The sequence below is a fragment of the Stieleria mannarensis genome (assembly GCF_014154935.1).
Taxonomy (GTDB): domain Bacteria; phylum Planctomycetota; class Planctomycetia; order Pirellulales; family Pirellulaceae; genus Stieleria; species Stieleria mannarensis.
In genome coordinates this window covers 213,453-231,348 of sequence record NZ_JACEHH010000008.1, presented here as the reverse complement: position 1 = coordinate 231,348, position 17,896 = coordinate 213,453, and the positions used below count along the sequence as shown (strand labels likewise).

The window sequence follows — 17,896 nt, the reverse complement described above, 5'->3', positions numbered from 1 at the left end:
TCTGGGAGAGACGGCGTTTGCGCAGCAAGCAAACGCCAGAGAGGGCCCGCGACTGGCGAAAGGTCATCGCCGGGGACAGACCCTGGATCAGAGATGAAGCAGCCCACGGATGGCAAGGCGTACCCACGGATCCCCGACTGGATGACATCCGTGGGGACGCGCTGCCATCCGTGGGTTTCATTCCGGATCCGCTGTCGGGATCCACTCGGGGACAGACCCCGGTCAAGTCATTTGCTTGCAAGCCGGGGACAGACCCCGATCGGACTATTTGCTTGCAAGCCGGATGGGGACAGACCCCGATCGGACCATTGCTAGCAAGGATCTGGTCGGGCACCTTGATTGTGCCATGTCCCCGATCAGTCATTTCCTTGATTGTGCCATGTCCCCGATCAGTCATTTCCGATCAGTCATTTCCGGTCAGGTCTTCGACGACGCTTTCTTCGAGTGGCGATGGTTCGACGGCGGTTGGCGGTGGCGGAGAATGACGCCTTGTCGGCTGATCGGGAATCGGATCGACCATTGGGGCCTGGAGGGGTGGGGCGAGCGGTGGTGGGACATCGGGCAGATCGTCCTCGTCGGAACGCTCGTCGTCGAGTGGATCGTTGCCCGGAGGTTCGGGGATCGGTTGCTCGGCTGAGGCGGGCATGACGGGGGTCAGATCGATGATTTTTGTCCTCAGCTTCGTCCGGTCGGGTTCATTCGCCTCGTTGACCGCCGCTTCCAAATCGGGTGTTCCCGGTCCGCGATCCAAGGCATCGTTGTGGGACAGGGCCAATTGCGTGTCCGCCCAACGACGCCAGTCGGGCCGCGTTTCGATCAGCGCCAAGTCCCGCAATTGCTGAACCAGCAACTCGTCGTGCTCGCCCATCCGAACTCGCAGTCGCACCAAATTGCCCAAATAATGAGGATTCGCACGATCCATCGCGTTGGCGGTGTAATACAACTCCATCGCTTCGCCGGTCCGACCAGCCGATTCGAGGGCCAAGGCCAGGTTGTAGACCACTGCGGGATCATTCGGCAGGAATTCCCGCGCCTGCTCAAACGCCAACACGGCCTGGTACAAGTTGCCTTGCTCGTAATGCAACAGCCCCAAATTGTTGTGGGCCGGGCCATAGGTGTCATCCGCCTCCACCGCCTCGCGAAAGTGCTTGGCGGCCTGATCAAAATGCTGCTTGCCGAGCGAGCGGATTCCCGCGTATGTCAGCCGATTGGCACGTTTGGTGTCACGCTTCGTCTGGACCGAAATGACCGATTGATTGTTGCTTTGCAGCGACGAGCATCCGATGGGCAGCAGACAGACGAAGAAGGCGGCGATGGACGCGAATGAGTGGACAACACCAAACCGCACCAGCCTTAGCGCAGCAGACACCGAACCATCCCGCGATCGATCGTGACGAATTCCATTTCGACGCATTCCAACTCCACGACGTGACTTGTCATTCCTAGATCGTAGGATCACAGCGGTAACGGAAATCGCCATGACTTTCGGCTACTCGCCGACAAAACCGAAACTCTTGGCGAGTTCCGCTACTTTGACATCAAGAGTTGACAAGGCACCGAGGCACTTTCACGACTCGCTTTTCGGTGAAAAGATGATTTGGGTCAAGGTCAGCTGAGAATTCCACGTCTCGCGCGATCCCGATTGCCGGGGATCAAACAGCTGTAAATCTCGCACCAAACTGCCGGTCGATTCGTCTTTGAGCGCATCACAGAACGACACGATCTGCTCCACCGTCGCCGCGTTGAGCTTGATCTCCACCCGGCGAAGCTTGAAATCCGTCTGCCCGATCCGCTGCGGCTCGCTAGGAGTCTGGTTCGCTAGCAAATTGGTTGACAGCTCGGCTTGTTGCAGCGCCGCGTTGATTCGATCGAGGATTTGATTGGGTTCTTCAAGCTCCAGTGCCGCGACACGGGGCGCATCGGCAACCTGCTCCATCTCTCCGAGCTTCTGTCGTAACTCGTTCAAGTCGCGTCGATCCAGTTCCAATCGCTCCGCCGCCGCCCAGGTACTCAAAACACTCGACGCGGCAAACAACCCGACCAGAATGATCGCGACACCGACCAGAATCCGATGTGTCATCGCGTTCATGAATCAACTCCTTCAGCGGCATCGACCGGCGTTTGCTTCCAAACCGCCGACAGAGTCGATTGGTATGTCGGTATCGGTTCATCCTTGCCGGGATCGATCTGGTCAGACGCCGGCGGTGCGACTTGAAATCCGACGGTTTCCAGCGATTGTGCGATCGTCCCGATTTGAATGGCATCGACGGCGCGGACGGTCAACGAGCACGCACCGTCGACGATCTTGACATCGATCACGCGAAACCGAGCACCGCCGAGTTGCTGAGCCTGACGCAACCCCCGATACAGATCTCGCAGGACCGTCGTCGCCGCCACTGGCAAACGGATCGCATCGCCACGACCGCGCGAACCCAGCGTCTTGCGATGCTCGTTTCGCACCGTCCGCATCAACATGACGGGAACGCGACGCTGGGGAAACGATTCGGCGAACAGCGCCCGTTGCTGCTGACGAACCGATCCGGATTGCTCAGCCAACCGCCCGCCGCGATACCAGGATGCGATCACGAGGATCACCAAGCAGCCCGTGGCGGCCAGCGCCAATCGTCGCAACGGAGCGGCAACGGCCTTCAATGGATCACTCGGTGCCAAGTCCCCACGTCGCAGATCCGGCCAGCGTCCCCAGCGGCCGCCCAAGACCAGCCCGGCACCTTCGGCCGCAAGTTGAATGACATCACGATCACACCACTCCATCTGTCCGACCGGTCGAAACGTCAGCTCGCGTCGCCCCAGAACAATCATCGTTTGCGACGATCCGCTCGGTTCGGCGACAACGGCGTGATACCGCGCCAGTTCGTCTTCCCCGCCACAAAACTGTCGCCACTGGTAGACCCCGTCGCCGTCGACCGATACCGATTGACAAGTCGCTTCGCTGAGCATCAACAAGGTGAACGGAGACGCGGGCGATTGATGGCGCTGGACCGCTCGGGCGACCAACAAGGTCGTCGGCAGGATCGAAACGACATCTACACCCGCTGCTTCCAAAGCGTCGACGGTCGTTCGGTGTCGTCGAGTTTCGATTGCAACCGCCGCGATCTGACCGGCGGAGGGTCGGACAAAGTAGTCGGCGACCGTCGATTCGGCATCGAGCGGAAAGTGACGCTCCAATTCAAAGCTCACGGCGTCGCGATCCTTGGCATCGAGTCCGGCGGGAAGTTCATCGCAAACGAAAAAGCATTCTCCGGCGGGCAATCCGAGCACACATCGTTTTTCGGCCCCACGCACATCGTCGCACAAGCGGGCAAACCTTGCGGCGACAACTTCGGGGGACATCTCCGCATCAAGCTCGACGGATTCCGATCCGACTTGCAAGCACCACCCCGATTCGGTCTGTGCGACCAGTCCACCGCCGTCGATACAAAACCGATCGGCCGGGGATTCACTGCCGCGACGAGGTTGTTGTCGGACGGTCGCTCTCGATTCGCCTGACGGCGCTTCATCGTGTGGAGTTTGATCGCCTTCGGCCGAAACGCTCATCGGTTGCGTCTCCGGTTTTGACGATCGGGATTGGCTGCCCCGCCGGACTGAAACGAGGGTTTCAACCGCAACGTCGATTCGGTACCGCGCAGCTCCAAGGTGACTTTTTGGGAATCGATCGTTCGCACCAGCACACCCGCTGGCAACAATTCGACGAGCTCGCCGGCGGCCCGAATGTCTGTCTTGCCAGTTGCGTCGGTCAGAATCGCGACACTGCGATCAGCGTCGATGATCGTCCCGGTCAACGTCCAGTCCAGTCGCGGCGCTCTGGCGGGCGGCGGATTACGCTCCACGACGGATTCGGGCTTGGGCTGCGGTTTGGGCGGAGGCGGCTTGGGGGGATCGTAGAGTGGCCGGAGTAACCGTAACGACAGGTCATCCCGGGTCGCGACGTCGCTGACCGGCCGGCCATCGGCTGATTGATCGCCTGCATTTGGATCGGCATCGGACACCTCCCCCGGTGGTGACAACACCGTTGCCGATGGCGGATCGAGAACACCGATGTCACTGAACGACCAGACAATGCCAGCGACCGCCAAGGCCACAAAGCCCGCGGTCAACGTGTTCAACAATCGTCGCTGGGCCGTGACATCCATCGATCGGTGACTGTGTCTCTCAGGCAGTGGGGGTCATCGGTCGGTGTGTCATTCAAAACGAGAACCGCTCGTTTTGGGTGAAGCCGTCCTGGTCGGTTTGCGTCACCGAAAACGTCCGCAGGCTTCGTCGTGCGACCGCCGACGCGTCGATCCAAAGTGAAAAGTGCGTGCTGGTTTCAGCCAACATTCTACCCAGCCGCATTCGCTCGGTCTCCGTTTTCGCTTCCTGCTGCAGCAAAATCGCCAGCGAGGTCTTCGGATTGTCTTTGTATCGGCTCACCAGCCGGCGTGCGCCAGCGTCGGACAACACGCACGCCACAGCAGCCTGGATCGAGGTCTCCGAGGCGCGGCGGACATTCAACCCATCACCGCCCCAGCAGCTGAGGTCGCCGGTTGCGGCAGGCAACGCGGCGTCGGATCCCAAGCCGGAGGAAAGCCGGGAAAGGTCAAACACTTCGCCCCAGCTTCGAAACGCGCGGGGGATTTCCGTCACGGGCTGCTCCGAGTTACCCTCGCGGTTTCCCTCTCCAGAATCGACCAGCGCCGCGGTCATCGGCCGGGTGGCGGGCTGCAACCGAACCGCCCGAGCGGCGATCGGCCCGAGCACTTTGGCCAAGACCGCTTCGGTCCGTCGCTGACCGGTCATGTGGTAGACCTGATTCAAATTCAGCTTGGCGTCTTCATCGGCCAGGACGACGTCGAAGGTCACGCCACCGATCGTGATGGCGCCGCGGACCTGCTTCACCGGCGGCACCGCCACACCATTGATTTGGCTGGCCGCATCGGCTTGAGCTTCCAATCGATCAAAGACCTTGGCCGCTTCGGGCAACAGTGCTCTTTCGATCGATTGGGCGCCGAGTCGCTGTTGTAATCGAATGCGTGCATCGGCGGCGGCGAGCGCCCGGCGCAAGCTGTGATCTGACAGCGCCGCCAGCACCGTGACCATCAACACCATCACGGCCAACACCGCCAGCAGCACATATCCCGAACGTCGACGCTTAGAGTTCATGGTGATCGATCACCTCGTCAAACAAGAGTCGCCCCTCAGAGTCCCGGCCCGCGATCCGAAAGCGAGCAGGCATCGGCAGCAGCCCGCCGGTCATCTCGGGAACCGGAGCCTCGGGATCGAACTCGTCGTACGCTTCAAATTCAAAGGCACCGAAATCGACCCAACACACTTCGCGATTTTGCCCGACGCGTCGAATCAACAGTCGCCGCGATCCGATCATGGCACGTTCGTAACGGATCATGCCGGGCACGTTCTGTGGCACGACGTAGCCTGATAGGATCAAGGTGTCGGAGCCAGCGGCGATGCCGCGTGCATTGATCAAGTCATTGCGCAACCGATCGGCCAACAACCCCGCGGCGACGTGATCGGTTTGGTCACGTCGCAATTGGCCGGACTGTTTCGAGACCGACAACACGATTCCCAACAAACCGACCATCATCAGCGACGCCAACACCAGTGCGACGATCATCTCGATCAAGGTGAACGCGCGAGAGTGGCCCGAAGCGATGCCAGCACGACGCGTGAGCGAGTGGCCGACGGTGACGCGAACGCCATGACAGGCCGCTCGCTTACGCTTCCCGCTGGCAGGACGCATCACGGTAGCCTCGCCGGTTTGACCAGGTCGACGGCGACCAAGGGAGTCGTCGAATTGCCATCGATTTCCATAATCTGAAACCGCACGACCTGCATCGGAACGGTTGCCAATGAGGTGCTTCCGACCGGAGACGTCTGCCAGATCCAACCACTGTTGCCCACCACCGCGCCCCGCGCTGCGATCGGAAACCCGCCTTGCTGGGCGGTGAATTGGTGCACCAAGCGATCCGCCACCCGCGCCGCTTCGAGTTGCTTGTCTGCCATCGAAAGTTGTTTCCGATGACGCGAGAACGCGAGCATCGACCCGACCAGCAGCGACCCCATCAGTGCCAGTGCGACGATCAGCTCCAATAGTGTGAATGCACGTCGGCGTCTCATCGCATCCCCAACGCCAATTCGATCGCCGTCGGATCAAAATCATCAACGATCTGTCCGCTGCCACCGGCCAAGAAGATCCAATGCCCAGAGTCGCCGGTTGTCAGTCGCAGTGCATAGCTGGACGTCGATCCGTCAGGGTCGGCGGTGACTTGCGCCCCGGAGCGTGATGCCGGCACGGGGCCGAACCGGATCGTATCGATGGAAACTTGACGTGGCAATGTGAAGGTTCGCATCGATTCACCCGACGGATCAATCGTCAATCGCCCGCGCCCGCGGTCGATGACGGCGGCGACTTGGCGGCGTTGGTGACGCGCCGCGCGGCGCAGCGCCGTATCAAACTGTTTGACCACTTCGACAGCCCGACCGAGTCGCTGTCGGACGATCACGCCACGCAGGGAGAACGTCGTCAGGGAAGCGAGGATCGCCGTTAACACCAACACGACGATCAGTTCGATCAGGGAAAAGCCGCGGTTGCATTGGGTTGCAAACTCATTGATTGCCCTCCCCTCGCTGCGCTCGACCCTCCCGCACACGGGAGGGTGTCTTCTGGTTGATTCGGTTCGCCGGCAGGTGATCTTTTGATCGGGGATCGTGCGTTTGCGAGAATCGCCTGACTGCATGTGCAACCCGCTCATTCTTCCAGCATCGTGCTGGAGAAATCGGCGTCCTCTCCCTCGCCGCCTTCGCGTCCGTCGGCGCCCAGACTGATGACTTCGACGCCTTCCTCGGACACGAAGTACAGGTAAGGGTTTTTCCACGGGTCGACGGGCACCTTGGTCAAAAATCCTTCCGGCCAGGTCTCCGTTTCTTCCCGCAAGACTTCCAGTCCCTCGTCTTCGGTCGGGTAACGTCCCTGGTCGATGCGGAAGGTTTCTAGAGCGCCGAGGATGGTGGCGATTTCAGCTTTGACCGCGTTCTTCCGCGAATTGATCAAATAGCCACGGGTTCGAACCGCGACCAGCCCGGCCAGCATGCCCAGGATGACCATGACGACGATCAGTTCGACCAGGGAGAAACCGCGATTGGCGGTTCGACCTCGCCTGGCTCCACCACTTAATCCTCCCTGGTAGGGAGGGTCGAGCGTAGCGAGGGGAGGGTCAATTCGTGGTGTTTGAGTGCTTCCGAGCCACAACGAACCCTCCCCGCGTCGTCGTAAACTCCTCCGCGACCCTCCCTGAGGGAGGGTGATTTCGGAAAACCGCATGACCTCGATGCGGGAGGTTTGGCTCCGTTCGCCCCACTCACAAAACATTTCCAGCCTCCAGGATCGGAAGGATCGTGGCCAACAACAAGAATCCCACCATGGCGGCCAAGACAAGGATCAGGATCGGTTCGATCAACGAGGTCAGTCGCGCCGACGCCGTTTTGACTTGTTCATCATAGTCGTCGGCGAGTCGAAAGAGCATCTCGTCAAGCTTTCCCGACTCCTGACCGATCGAAAACACTCGGACCGCCAGCGGGGGAAAGGCACCACTCTTCTCCAGCGCCTCGGATAACTCTTCGCCGGCCGAAATGCGGCTGCCACATTCATGCAGCGCCGAGCGAAACACAGAGTTGCTGGTCGAACGCTCCGCCAAATCAAACGCGCGCGTCAATTCCACGCCACTCCGCGAAAGCGTTGCGATGATCATCGCGATCCGAGAGACGCCTTGTTTGACTAGCATCGGCCCCAGGATGGGAACGCGCAGCACCAGTCGGTCGATCAGCATTTTGCCGCGCCGGCTGCGAAAGGCGATTCCCAATGCGACCGCGCCCGCAATCAACCCCGCCATCCAAAACCAACTGTAATCGATCAACAGATGGCTGAGTGATTTGGCCACGCGTGTGGGAAACGGCAATTCATCGAGCGTCTCTTCCAGGTTCTCCAACAGTGGCGGCAGGACACCGGTCATCAAAAAAACGCCGGCGGCCGTTCCAAAACAAACCAGAAAGATCGGGTACACCAGCGCGGTCGTGACGGCGTCGGTGAACTGGGATTGGCGTTGTTTGAATTCGGCCAGTTGCGACAGCACTTCTTCCAACGTGCCGGCGTTTTCACCGACTTCGACCATCTGCACCGAAGCCGCGTCGAACAAGTCGGGTCGGCTGCGCAGCGCCTGGGCGAACGACTCCCCCGCGGCCACACGGTCGCGCACCGCCAGCAACGCCGCTTGAAACGCCCCACGCGTCTGTTGGGTGATCGTGTCCAAGGCGTCCAGCATCGGGATCCCGGCGTGCAACAGCATCGACAGTTCCGCGACCGCTGTTGCCCACTGGTTCTTCGCTCCGAGCAAGGACACCCTTGGCAATCGCAACCTCGCCCCGCGCTGTCGACAGACCGTGATCTTGCGAACACGGATCCCTTGGCCACGCAGCGAATCGCGGGCTTGGCGGGCGGTGTCGGCGCTGATCGTTCCCTGAACGGATTGTCGCGTTTGGTCGACGCCGGAATAGGAAAAGACAGCCATCGGGGTCACAGCGTCGTTACGCGGAGAACTTCATCGAGTGTCGTGATGCCTTGATGGACTTTCAGCAACCCATCCATCGACAACAAATGCATTCCCGATTGTAGTCCGACGTCGCGGATCGCCGCTGCATTGGCCCGCGTCTGCACCAGTTCACGACAGGCGTCATCAATGACCAACAACTCGAACAACCCGACTCGGCCTCGGAATCCGGTCCCACGACAGGCCTGGCATCCGACCGGTTCAAACACGCCGACCAAATCCGATGGCGCCAAACCATGCGACTGTAACAACGACTGTGGAACATCGGGCAACGATTCACCGCTGCCGCGAGGGCGTTTACAGTCCTCGCACAGCTTGCGGACCAATCGCTGGGCCAGCGATGCGACCAGGGAGCTGCTGACCAGATAGGGTTCGATGCCCAGATCCAACAACCGCGTCACCGCACTGGCCGCATCGTTGGTGTGCAGCGTGCTGAAGACCAGGTGACCGGTCAATGACGCTTGAATGGCCATGATCGCGGTTTCGGCGTCGCGGATTTCGCCGACCATGATGATGTCGGGGTCCTGACGCAACACGCTCCGCATGCCCGAGGCGAACGTCATTCCCTTCTTCTCATTGATCTGCGTTTGGCTGATCCCATCCAACTGGTACTCGATCGGATCTTCCAGCGTCAGGATATTCAGTTCTTCGCTGTCGAGTTCTTGCAGCGCACCGTACAGCGTCGTGCTCTTGCCGCTGCCGGTCGGGCCCGTGACCAGGATCATCCCGTGGTCGCGGGCGATCAGGGATCGAAATCGTCGAAAGTCATGCGTCGGCATGCCGAGTTCGGCCAGCGTGTACAGCCGCGCGCTTTTGTCCAACAAGCGAACCACGATGCGTTCGTTGTGGCTGGTCGGCAGCGACGCGATCCGCAGGTCGACCGTTCGATCGCCCAGTTGAACCGTCGCCCGCCCGTCCTGGGGCAAGCGTTTTTCGGCGATGTTCATCTTGCCCAGAACCTTCACCCGCGACAGCACTTCTTCTTGAACGGCTTTGGGGATTTCAAAGGTGTCGAACAAGACGCCGTCGATTCTCTGCCGCACCATCAACCGGTCTTCGTAGGGTTGAATGTGGACGTCGGAGGCACCGGATTTGACGGCATCAAACAAGATGTGGTTGACCAACCGAATGATCGGCGCGCGGCCTTCGGTGTCCAACAAATCTTCTCGGGGGCTGAGCGCCGCCAACTCGCCCAACAACGCTTCTTGATCGAGCGAATCGATCACGGCTTGCGTTTGACTGGATTGGTCCGAGTAGGCTGCATTGATCGCCCGCTCGATGGCCGTCGCGGTTGCCGGTAACGGACGGACACGCAGCGGTTGCAGACTGCCGTCGGCGCGCTGAGCCAGAGCGCGGGCGATGATGTCGGAGTGCTTGTAGCCGGCCATCGATTCGATCGCCAACCACACCTCGTCGTCCCGCTCGCCGCGAAAGCCCATCACACAATGCTGGCGAGCGTGTGCGATCGGGATGCGTGTCAAAAACAGGTCGGAGGGCTGGAACGGCGTAAGGTCTTCGGAAACCGGGATCCCGAGCCGCGCAGCAAGTTGCTCGGTCGCCTGTGCCGCGTGATGCGTGGTGGCAGATTTGTGATGGTCTTCGTGCAGCGTCTCAGTCATGTCTCGTCCGCTGGCAGGTTCTCAAGATCCAGCAAATCCTTGCTGCGTCGGGAAGCGAGAAGGGTCTTGTACAATAGCCGCAACACTTCCGATTGCCTGCGTTTGCGGTGATTGCGACGGATGAAGTGATCCATGGCTTCCGGTGACGCCTGCAGGACGTCGAAAGCTTGCTGCTGCAGCTGGACGAACAAACGCATGTTTTCTTCCGGCGTCCGCCGCCACGCCAGCTTGCGGCGATAGGCTTCGGCGGCAGATTCGTGGTCGGACATGGGATTCAAATAGTGCTGCGGGTCAGTTCGGTTCTCAGGTAGCGGAACTTGTTGGCGGCTTGTTGATGGATCCAACCCGCAAACCTCGAACCGATATGCCAGCCCGACGCGTAAGCGAGGGGCGCAACGTTGCCCCTCGCTTACGCGTCGGGCTAGCATCAACGGTTACCGTATTTTAGGGCGACGGATACACCACCTGTGGCTCGCCGATCACCTCGTAGCCGTCCATTGACTCGTACGTTCCCATCGGATCGCTGTCTTGCATCGGCGGCAACAGGTGCTCGGATTCCACCGGATCAAATCCTGCCGGGGCCGGGCAGGGAACCAGCAGCGGCTTGCTTACAGGATAGTCGGCCGGCAGCTGAGCGTCTTGCGTTTCCAGGTCGGAGAGGAACTGCAAGTCGCGGAATTGGGAATCACGCAGGATCCGCGGCCGAATGAACAGAAAAAACGATGTCGTCGTCTTTTCTTCGCTACGCAAACTGGTCAGCTCGCGGATCACGGGGATCTTTTCCAGCCAGGGGACGCCGGTGAAGGAGGTCCCGTCGAGGGTTCGCTTCAGTCCCCCGACGACGATGGTTTTGCCGTCGGGAATCGTGACGACGCTGCCGACCCGATCGATCTGCCGCGGCGGGGGCAGGTTGTCGCTGGCCGAGCCGATGAAGGTGCTGAATTCGACGTCAAACTCCAACTGCAGATGGTCGTCTTCGTTGATGTGCGGCGTGACCTGGATCGTCGTCCCGGCTTCCTGGTTGCCGCCCAGTCCCGTCAACGTCGTCGTCTCCCCTTGGCTGAACGCCTGGAACGGGATACTGGAAATGCTGTTCAGCGTTCCGGTTTGGTTGTCGTTGACCAACACCTTGGGCGATGATAACACGCGACCGCGGGTGTGGCGGCTGAGGGCTTGGACGATCACGTCGGCGACTTCCGGGTCCACCAAAACACCGTTGAATCCCAGTGAGGGGTTGATCGTCAACGAGCCATCGATCGGGTCGACTTCGCTGAGTCCGAACGAGGTGAATTCGAACAGCCGTTTGGAACCCTCGCGATCGCCGCCGCTGATTTCGACCCCCAGCGAAAAGTTATCACTGGTGTCGATGGCGATGATGTCCGCTTGAATCAAGACTTGTGGCCGTCGCTGGTCCAGCGACCGGATCAGTTTTTCATACAGCGACTGGACGTTGGACGGTGCGAACACGATCAAACTGTTCGTCGCGACGTCGGCGGACACGCGGGCGTTGCCCGGCAGGGTAGCCACCGCGGCTCCGGCGCCCATGCCATAGCCGCCCATTCCCATACCGCTGCCACCGAATCCGGGCGCGCCAATCCCGGAAGCACCGAACCCGGCGACCGAACCGAGGGCGGCGTTCTGGTTGGGGACTCGGCTGGACGTCAGATTGTTGCTCAAGTTTTGCCCGGCCACCCCGAACGATCCGCCACCGAGCTCGTCCAACCGCTGCTGCGCTCGCGAACGTCCGCCTTGCATCATGTTCATCGGATTGGCGCCCATCCCCATCGCCGGGCTGACACCGCCCATGTTCATCCCGCCGAGCGTGCCGAACGCACCGGCACCCAAACCGCCCGCCTGGGCGACGCCGCTGCCTGCAGCTTCTTGAAGCGCCAACAGTGAATACAGCACCTCCATCGCCGTGGCGTTTTTCAGTTTATAAAACCGAATCGGACTCTCGTCGGAATCGACCGGTTGGTCCAATTCCTTGAGTAACGTTTCGATCTGATGGTGCACGTCCGCGCCGGCACGGACGACCAGCAGGTTGCCTTCTTCGTCGATCGTCGTTTCGATCGTCTTTGACGGGCTCTGACGTGTGTCCTGGTTCGGCGACTCGGCGAATCCGCGGATCAGATTGTCCAACCGCGATGCGCCGACGTATTCCAAACGGTAGATGCGCGTCAGGTACTCCGTGCCAGAATCCAATCGTTCCAATAACGCGATCGCCGCGTTGACTAAGTCGGTACGGCCCGCGACGACAACACGGCGACCTGTCGGATCGACCAACAACTTGGGTTCTTTGTCCGAGCCCGCTTTTTGAGTGCCGTCGGCTTGCCGGATCGATTGAAATTGTTCGATCAACATCGATGGCGGACGGCGACGCGTCAAATAGAACTCGATCGTGCCCTCGGCGTCCGGGCGGTCGATCATCGCCAACAATTCGGCCACCAGTCGCACGTCCGCGGCATAACCGGTCACAATCAAGATGCCTTGATCGCCGAGTGCGACGATGTTGGATCCCGTTTTGCTGAGAAACGGTTTCAGCGAGGTCGACGCCGTCGTGACGTCGATGTGTTTAATTGGCAACACCTGCGTCACCGCGGCGGCGGGGCCGTTGCGGCGTGAGATTTCCGCAGCGTCGCCGGCCGGCGCGCTGCTGACGATGTCCGCGATGTCGACGACGCGTTTCCAACCCGGGACTTCGGAATCGACGACCGCCAAGTTTGCTTCGCGCAGCAAGCTGCCCAACAACGTCGGCAACACGTTCTTGGGCAATTTGGCCGGCGTGTACACGGTCACATCACGGCGAGCGATGTCCGCCCCATGCAGAAACCGGATCCCCAACTGCTTGCTCATCAAATCCAGCAGCGTGGTGACCCGAACCGTCCCCGACAAATTCAGCTCAACAATCTCGTCACCGCCGGCGATCTGCGCAGGCACGCTTCCGCTGCACGCCAGCAACATCGCCGTCGCGACGGCGAGCGGCAAAGAGCGGCGTCGAAATCTATTGCTAGCAATCATACGGGTCGGTGAAGCGAGGGCGCCGAACGAATGTCATCATGTGCAGTACGCAAAATGGGCCTCGGGCGTCAATTCAGATCATCCGATTATCCACACGAGCACACGAGCCCGACACGAGGGCATTTCGAAGCCGGGAATCGGCGATGAACCACATCTACGTCTGTCTCGCTTCTCATGCTTTTGGATTTTTTCGTCCGGTGAGATAACGTCGCCATCCGCAAAGAATTCCGCGGGAGACCGAACCGTAGCGTGGTGATCGCTCGCAAGTCGCATTGGAATTAGAGCAATGCAAATCGTTCCGGGAAGTGGGGCTACCCCCTTCCCGGTTAAATCTTTGCCTGCGAACAAGACTCCTCTCTCAAGACCCATATCCGAATGGATCGTCGCCGTCGATCGTACACGGGAGCCCTGTTTCGAGTGGGATCTCCAATTCCGTGTTGGTATGAGAAACCTCGAATATACATTTCTCGTTGCCGTTCTCGTCAACATCGCAGTAGCAATACCCTTCATCCGTGCAATCGTGACTTTGAAACCCAACAGCGTCGTTAAACTCATATCCCGACACGTCCTCGCCAGTTGTGATCGCCTCATACAGCGCATCAGCAACATGCGAGTACGTAGAATCTGAATCCGCCCCTTCCTCGACCGCGGAATAGTTGGGAGGGTCACAGTTGGAACCAGCTGCGTTGCATCCAGCTGGACACGGATCGAGGTTCGAAAGGTCGCAACCGGACCCACCGGTGTAGAAATAGCACCAATCCTCCATATCCGCTTGGGCCGAGCACGGCAACAACACCGCCAGGAGACAAACCATCAATACTTGCCTAATCATGAAACGCCTCTTTTAGTTAGAATCGCGCAGCGAAGGAAAATTCTCGCGTCGCTGCCAATCCACATCAAACAAAACACGCACAGGTTCGCGCCAATCTGCTAATGCAGGATCGACCATTGACTTGCCAGCAAGCTCACGTCCGATCTTCCAATCAAAATCGACGGTGTAATGAAGTTCGATATTCGAAAGAGTCACTGCCTCAATTCTTTCCGGAATAGCCAGATCACCTTTATGCTTCCAAACGGTTTTGGTTCGGGAAAGCAGTCGAGTGCCACTCGGAATTTTTCTCGACCACTTGACATCGGTGGGCAGGAAATTCGACTTCTTCCCAAATGTCATGGTCACAACCAATACCACCTTCCCTGGCAATTCCCAACTGCAAACAAGATCCCCGTTATCGTCGTAGCTGCACTTTGTAATATTTCCTTGGAAAAGCCGTTCAACGATGTCCGTTTTTGTTCCGCCCGCATTAAATGAGTGCGGCATGCAGATCGTTTGCTTGACCGGATAGAAGGGCTTGGTAAAGTGCTTGGCAATCTTCGACTTCTCCTGCTTGCCATCCTCCACAATTGTCCTTGGGGAGACTGCGTTTGTCGAACCAACGCGATGCTTGACACCATGCTCGCTGGCAATTCGCTGCCTCCAGAGTTCTATCGCATAGCTGCCTTCCGGTTGAACGGCAAAGCAATCGAGGCGTTTTCCGGGGCGATCTTGAGCACCAACATAGATGACCGGTAAGTCGTGTGCATTGCCCCTCGCTAAGATAACCTTACGACCGAAGCCTACAAACGCGTACGCTTCCTTTTCAATGGCCTCGCACCGCTCGTCAAAGTCAATGAGCATCTCAATCGCTCGCTCATTAGTGCTTAGCAGGGAGTCCGCTGCGTGAAGACAACCACAGGCAATTGCGACAACGAAAAAGATTCCAACACGCATGCTATTACCTGTGGTTAAGAGTAAATTTGCAAGAATGACTGCCAATCGCGATCTCAGCAGGCGTGTCTTGCAACTCACGAGATGGAATCCGTACCGTAAAAATGCAGAACTGGGTCTTCATCGCCGATTCGACCTTGGCCGCCACCTGGCTGCCATCAATTGATATCAAAGCAGCAGAGGGTTCAAACGACTTTAGAACTTCCCCGCGAGCTATTAGTCGGAACACATCTTGGCTACCTTTCCTCTGAGCGTAGACAGTGGTATTTACCAACTCAAACTCGACCACGCGATTTAAAATCGCAGTGACAGTTGCAATCTCAGTCCTGCCTTCCCACAACGAAAAATTAAGCACCTCGCTCTTGTTGTCGCTGCTTGGCGCTTTCGTTACAAAATGAAGCTCGTTACCGCGGCGGACCGGCTCAAGCGCGTCCCCGTTGAAAACAACCGATACGTTCTTCACCAAGATTTCCGAATCGTGACAAACGAAACTTCCGGTCAGCTTCTCCTCTCCCTGCTTCAGGTTAAAAACGCTAGGCGAAAGGGTAACGCGTGGCTTCATTAATACAACGAGAGCGATTGGGAATCTCCCCATATCGGTATCTAGAGTGATCCTGACTCCAGATTTTCCAGGTTTCGATATTGCTGCGTTTACTAAAATCTCGGTTGATTCGCCATGATCTACATTTCTGTCTGCGGCATAAGCGGTAGTGCATCCACAGCTTGATCGAATATCGAGGATCTCGAAGGGCCGCCTCGTCTTGTTTGTCACCACAAGTTTGCCACGTATGGCGCTACCCAGAAAACGCTCCCCCAAGTCCACGAAGACTAGTTCGTCTCTAACGACTAAAGATGCCGTTCCATGTGTAGGTAACTTTGCCAAATCAGCCCGGCGTAGGCGGACTTTCTCATCAGAATTTTGCTGCGCGACAGCACTGATTGAAAAGAGAACTACAAACCAAAACGAATAGATTCTTCGCATGATGCCCCTGTAGTGTTTACGCCAAAGGAAAACATGGCGCGTGCTACGCACCCCCCCCCCGCTTGGCCTCTAGGGTAAATACTATGGATCGTCTAGTGTCTGTCAATACTCTTTTTTTTAAAAAACGTTGCGGTAGTTTTCGATTCCATCTAGGACTTCTTGTATTCCCATGTATGCCTGCCGGCAGCGCGATGAGCCCCTCCTGCAAAAGGCACGTAAGCGGTCTATCTGCCCATGTTGACCGACGACTGACGACCGAGCAACGTCGACCGCGTCGTTGTGCGGCCGAGGTGGCGCGACGGCAGACTTGACATCCTATGGTGACTCGGATCGACTCCCCGCCTTTTGTGCGGCCCAAGTGGCAGACGCTTTGACAGGCAGAGCTATCGCGGGCTTCGAGAATCTGTTGGCCGTAGTTGATCAGCGATTTATAAGCGGCATGCTGAGCGAGAGTAGAACGTAGGAGTACCACGGTGCTGCAATATCAACGTGTCTCGCCACCCCAACGGAGCCTCAGCAGGGCGACAGAGTTCGTTTGCTTGCCGAAGTCGACGCGTGCTCTCCGCTACCGTGCGTGGCGGCTGATCACTTCCATCAACTCATGCGTCGGCTGGCGGATGTTCATCACGCGTTGCCCGCCGGGGGCGTTGGGGTCGCGGATGATGATGATCATTTCACTCGCGCTTGACTGTGTCATCGACTGGGCCGGGGCGGCGTGGTCGGGCGAGGCTTGTTGCGGGCCGTTGAGCGATGCCAAACGTGATTGGGGTTGGCCGAGGTGCGAGGGTTGTTGAGCCGGCGGTTGCGTTTGATAGAGGTGGGCCAATTGGACGCGATCGAGTTGCCATTTGACGCTGCCCGGTCCGGTGTAGATTCCCACGTCGCCTTCGTAGTCGGCCGCGTTGCAGACACCGATCAGTTGGCCCATGGCGTCGAACAAGCCGCCGCCGCTGCGTCCGTCGACCGGAGCCCCGGCGATTTCGATGTTCGAGGCGTTGACGTGTTGGTTGTACTTATTGATTCCTGTGATGGCGGTGTCGCGGCGCGAGGGATCGGCACCGTGGTCACAACCGAAACTGAACGCGGTTTGCCCGGTCTGTAGCGGGCTGTTCGGATTGGCGATCTGGACGGGTTGGACGTCGAACCCCGGCCGCATCACGACCAGTGCGATGTCGCGGTTGTCGGCGTCATAGTCGATGACTTGTCCGGGAACCTTTTTGATTTGTCCACCGACGAACAGCTCGACTTCGACTTTGGATTGCAGTTTGGTTTCACGGAACAGGTGACCACAGGTCAGCACCAAGGCTTCGTCGCCGTGGCGGTCGATAATGGTGCCAGTCCCGACACCGAACCCATTGCCGTCGTGGACCTTCAGCCGTACCGTCGCGGCCCGGGCACGCTCGACCGCGTGGGCCATCGAAAGGCTGGGCATCGCTTCGCTGCGGGAATCATCGTTCGCAACGGCGCCCCGGTTGACGAGCCGGGTTTGCGGGACGCTGAGTATCGAATCGCCGGGCAGGTTGGCACCGGTTTGAAACCGCGGGCGAGCCGGATCGATCGCCAGGGCCTGACGTAGCTTTTCACCGCTCTGGGCTCCGACCAATCGCGTCAATTCGCGGCCGGCTGACAGGACGACATAGGTGGGGACTTGGCGGACGCCGTGACGACGCGCCAAATCGGGTTCCGCGTTGATGTTGACGTGCCGGATCGGCGTTCCGCCCTGTTCCAGCTGGCGCAGCGTCGGCACCATCGCCTGGCAATGGCCGCAATGATCCGAAGAGAACGCCACCAACACGTTCGCGGCGGTTGCCTGGCCGGCGGTGATCGCGGCCGTCAGAATTACAAACGCCGAAACGATGGCCCGGTAGCCCCGGCCGAACAAGTGCGTGTTCAA

General features: G+C 59.0%; 16 protein-coding genes. All 16 read right to left on the bottom strand.

What is annotated here, in order from left to right; all coding sequences use genetic code 11:
• Positions 1-403: 403 nt before the first annotated feature.
• A complete protein-coding gene (locus H1B37_RS08045) occupies positions 404-1,369 on the bottom strand; it encodes a tetratricopeptide repeat protein (protein ID WP_182866116.1) in 966 nt (321 codons plus the stop codon).
• Between the two features lie 198 nt (positions 1,370-1,567).
• Positions 1,568-2,089 carry a hypothetical protein gene (locus tag H1B37_RS08040; RefSeq protein WP_182866115.1) on the bottom strand — a complete coding sequence of 174 codons (522 nt, stop codon included), beginning with the start codon at positions 2,087-2,089 and terminating at the stop codon, positions 1,568-1,570.
• Positions 2,086-3,555 carry a type II secretion system protein GspL gene (gene gspL / locus H1B37_RS08035; RefSeq protein WP_182866114.1) on the bottom strand — a complete coding sequence of 490 codons (1,470 nt, stop codon included), beginning with the start codon at positions 3,553-3,555 and terminating at the stop codon, positions 2,086-2,088. Before gspL ends, H1B37_RS08040 begins: the two co-directional genes overlap by 4 nt.
• The gene (locus H1B37_RS08030) at positions 3,552-4,151 is read right to left on the bottom strand and encodes a hypothetical protein (RefSeq protein WP_182866113.1); all 600 of its coding nucleotides are present in this window, start codon (positions 4,149-4,151) and stop codon (positions 3,552-3,554) included. Before H1B37_RS08030 ends, gspL begins: the two co-directional genes overlap by 4 nt.
• Positions 4,152-4,203: 52 nt before the next feature.
• Positions 4,204-5,160, bottom strand: a complete 957-nt coding sequence (locus tag H1B37_RS08025; protein ID WP_182866112.1) for a hypothetical protein — start codon at positions 5,158-5,160, stop codon at positions 4,204-4,206.
• Entirely contained in the window at positions 5,150-5,755 is a 606-nt protein-coding gene (locus H1B37_RS08020) for a PulJ/GspJ family protein (RefSeq protein WP_286177524.1), read from the bottom strand. The genes H1B37_RS08025 and H1B37_RS08020 overlap by 11 nt, the downstream gene beginning before the upstream one ends.
• Entirely contained in the window at positions 5,755-6,132 is a 378-nt protein-coding gene (locus H1B37_RS08015) for a type II secretion system protein (protein ID WP_182866110.1), read from the bottom strand. The genes H1B37_RS08020 and H1B37_RS08015 overlap by 1 nt, the downstream gene beginning before the upstream one ends.
• On the bottom strand, positions 6,129-6,752 hold the full coding sequence (locus H1B37_RS08010) for a type II secretion system protein (protein ID WP_286177523.1): 624 nt from the start codon (positions 6,750-6,752) through the stop codon (positions 6,129-6,131). The genes H1B37_RS08015 and H1B37_RS08010 overlap by 4 nt, the downstream gene beginning before the upstream one ends.
• Before the next feature lie 11 nt (positions 6,753-6,763).
• Complete coding sequence (gene gspG / locus H1B37_RS33705; RefSeq protein ID WP_182866108.1) at positions 6,764-7,336, bottom strand: type II secretion system major pseudopilin GspG; 573 nt, start codon at positions 7,334-7,336, stop codon at positions 6,764-6,766.
• Positions 7,337-7,373: 37 nt separating this feature from the next.
• Positions 7,374-8,579 (bottom strand): type II secretion system F family protein, encoded by a 1,206-nt coding sequence (locus H1B37_RS08000; protein WP_182866107.1) that lies wholly within the window; start codon positions 8,577-8,579, stop codon positions 7,374-7,376.
• Between the two features lie 5 nt (positions 8,580-8,584).
• On the bottom strand, positions 8,585-10,237 hold the full coding sequence (locus tag H1B37_RS07995) for a GspE/PulE family protein (protein WP_182866106.1): 1,653 nt from the start codon (positions 10,235-10,237) through the stop codon (positions 8,585-8,587).
• The gene (locus H1B37_RS07990; protein WP_182866105.1) at positions 10,234-10,506 is read right to left on the bottom strand and encodes a hypothetical protein; all 273 of its coding nucleotides are present in this window, start codon (positions 10,504-10,506) and stop codon (positions 10,234-10,236) included. Before H1B37_RS07990 ends, H1B37_RS07995 begins: the two co-directional genes overlap by 4 nt.
• Positions 10,507-10,681: 175 nt before the next feature.
• Positions 10,682-13,222, bottom strand: a complete 2,541-nt coding sequence (locus H1B37_RS07985) for a secretin N-terminal domain-containing protein (RefSeq protein WP_182866104.1) — start codon at positions 13,220-13,222, stop codon at positions 10,682-10,684.
• A gap of 877 nt (positions 13,223-14,099) precedes the next feature.
• Positions 14,100-14,930 carry a hypothetical protein gene (locus H1B37_RS07980; RefSeq protein WP_182866103.1) on the bottom strand — a complete coding sequence of 277 codons (831 nt, stop codon included), beginning with the start codon at positions 14,928-14,930 and terminating at the stop codon, positions 14,100-14,102.
• A 97-nt stretch (positions 14,931-15,027) separates the two neighbouring features.
• Positions 15,028-16,002 (bottom strand): DUF1573 domain-containing protein, encoded by a 975-nt coding sequence (locus tag H1B37_RS07975; protein ID WP_182866102.1) that lies wholly within the window; start codon positions 16,000-16,002, stop codon positions 15,028-15,030.
• Positions 16,003-16,567: 565 nt separating this feature from the next.
• A complete protein-coding gene (locus tag H1B37_RS07970) occupies positions 16,568-17,896 on the bottom strand; it encodes a trypsin-like peptidase domain-containing protein (protein ID WP_182866101.1) in 1,329 nt (442 codons plus the stop codon).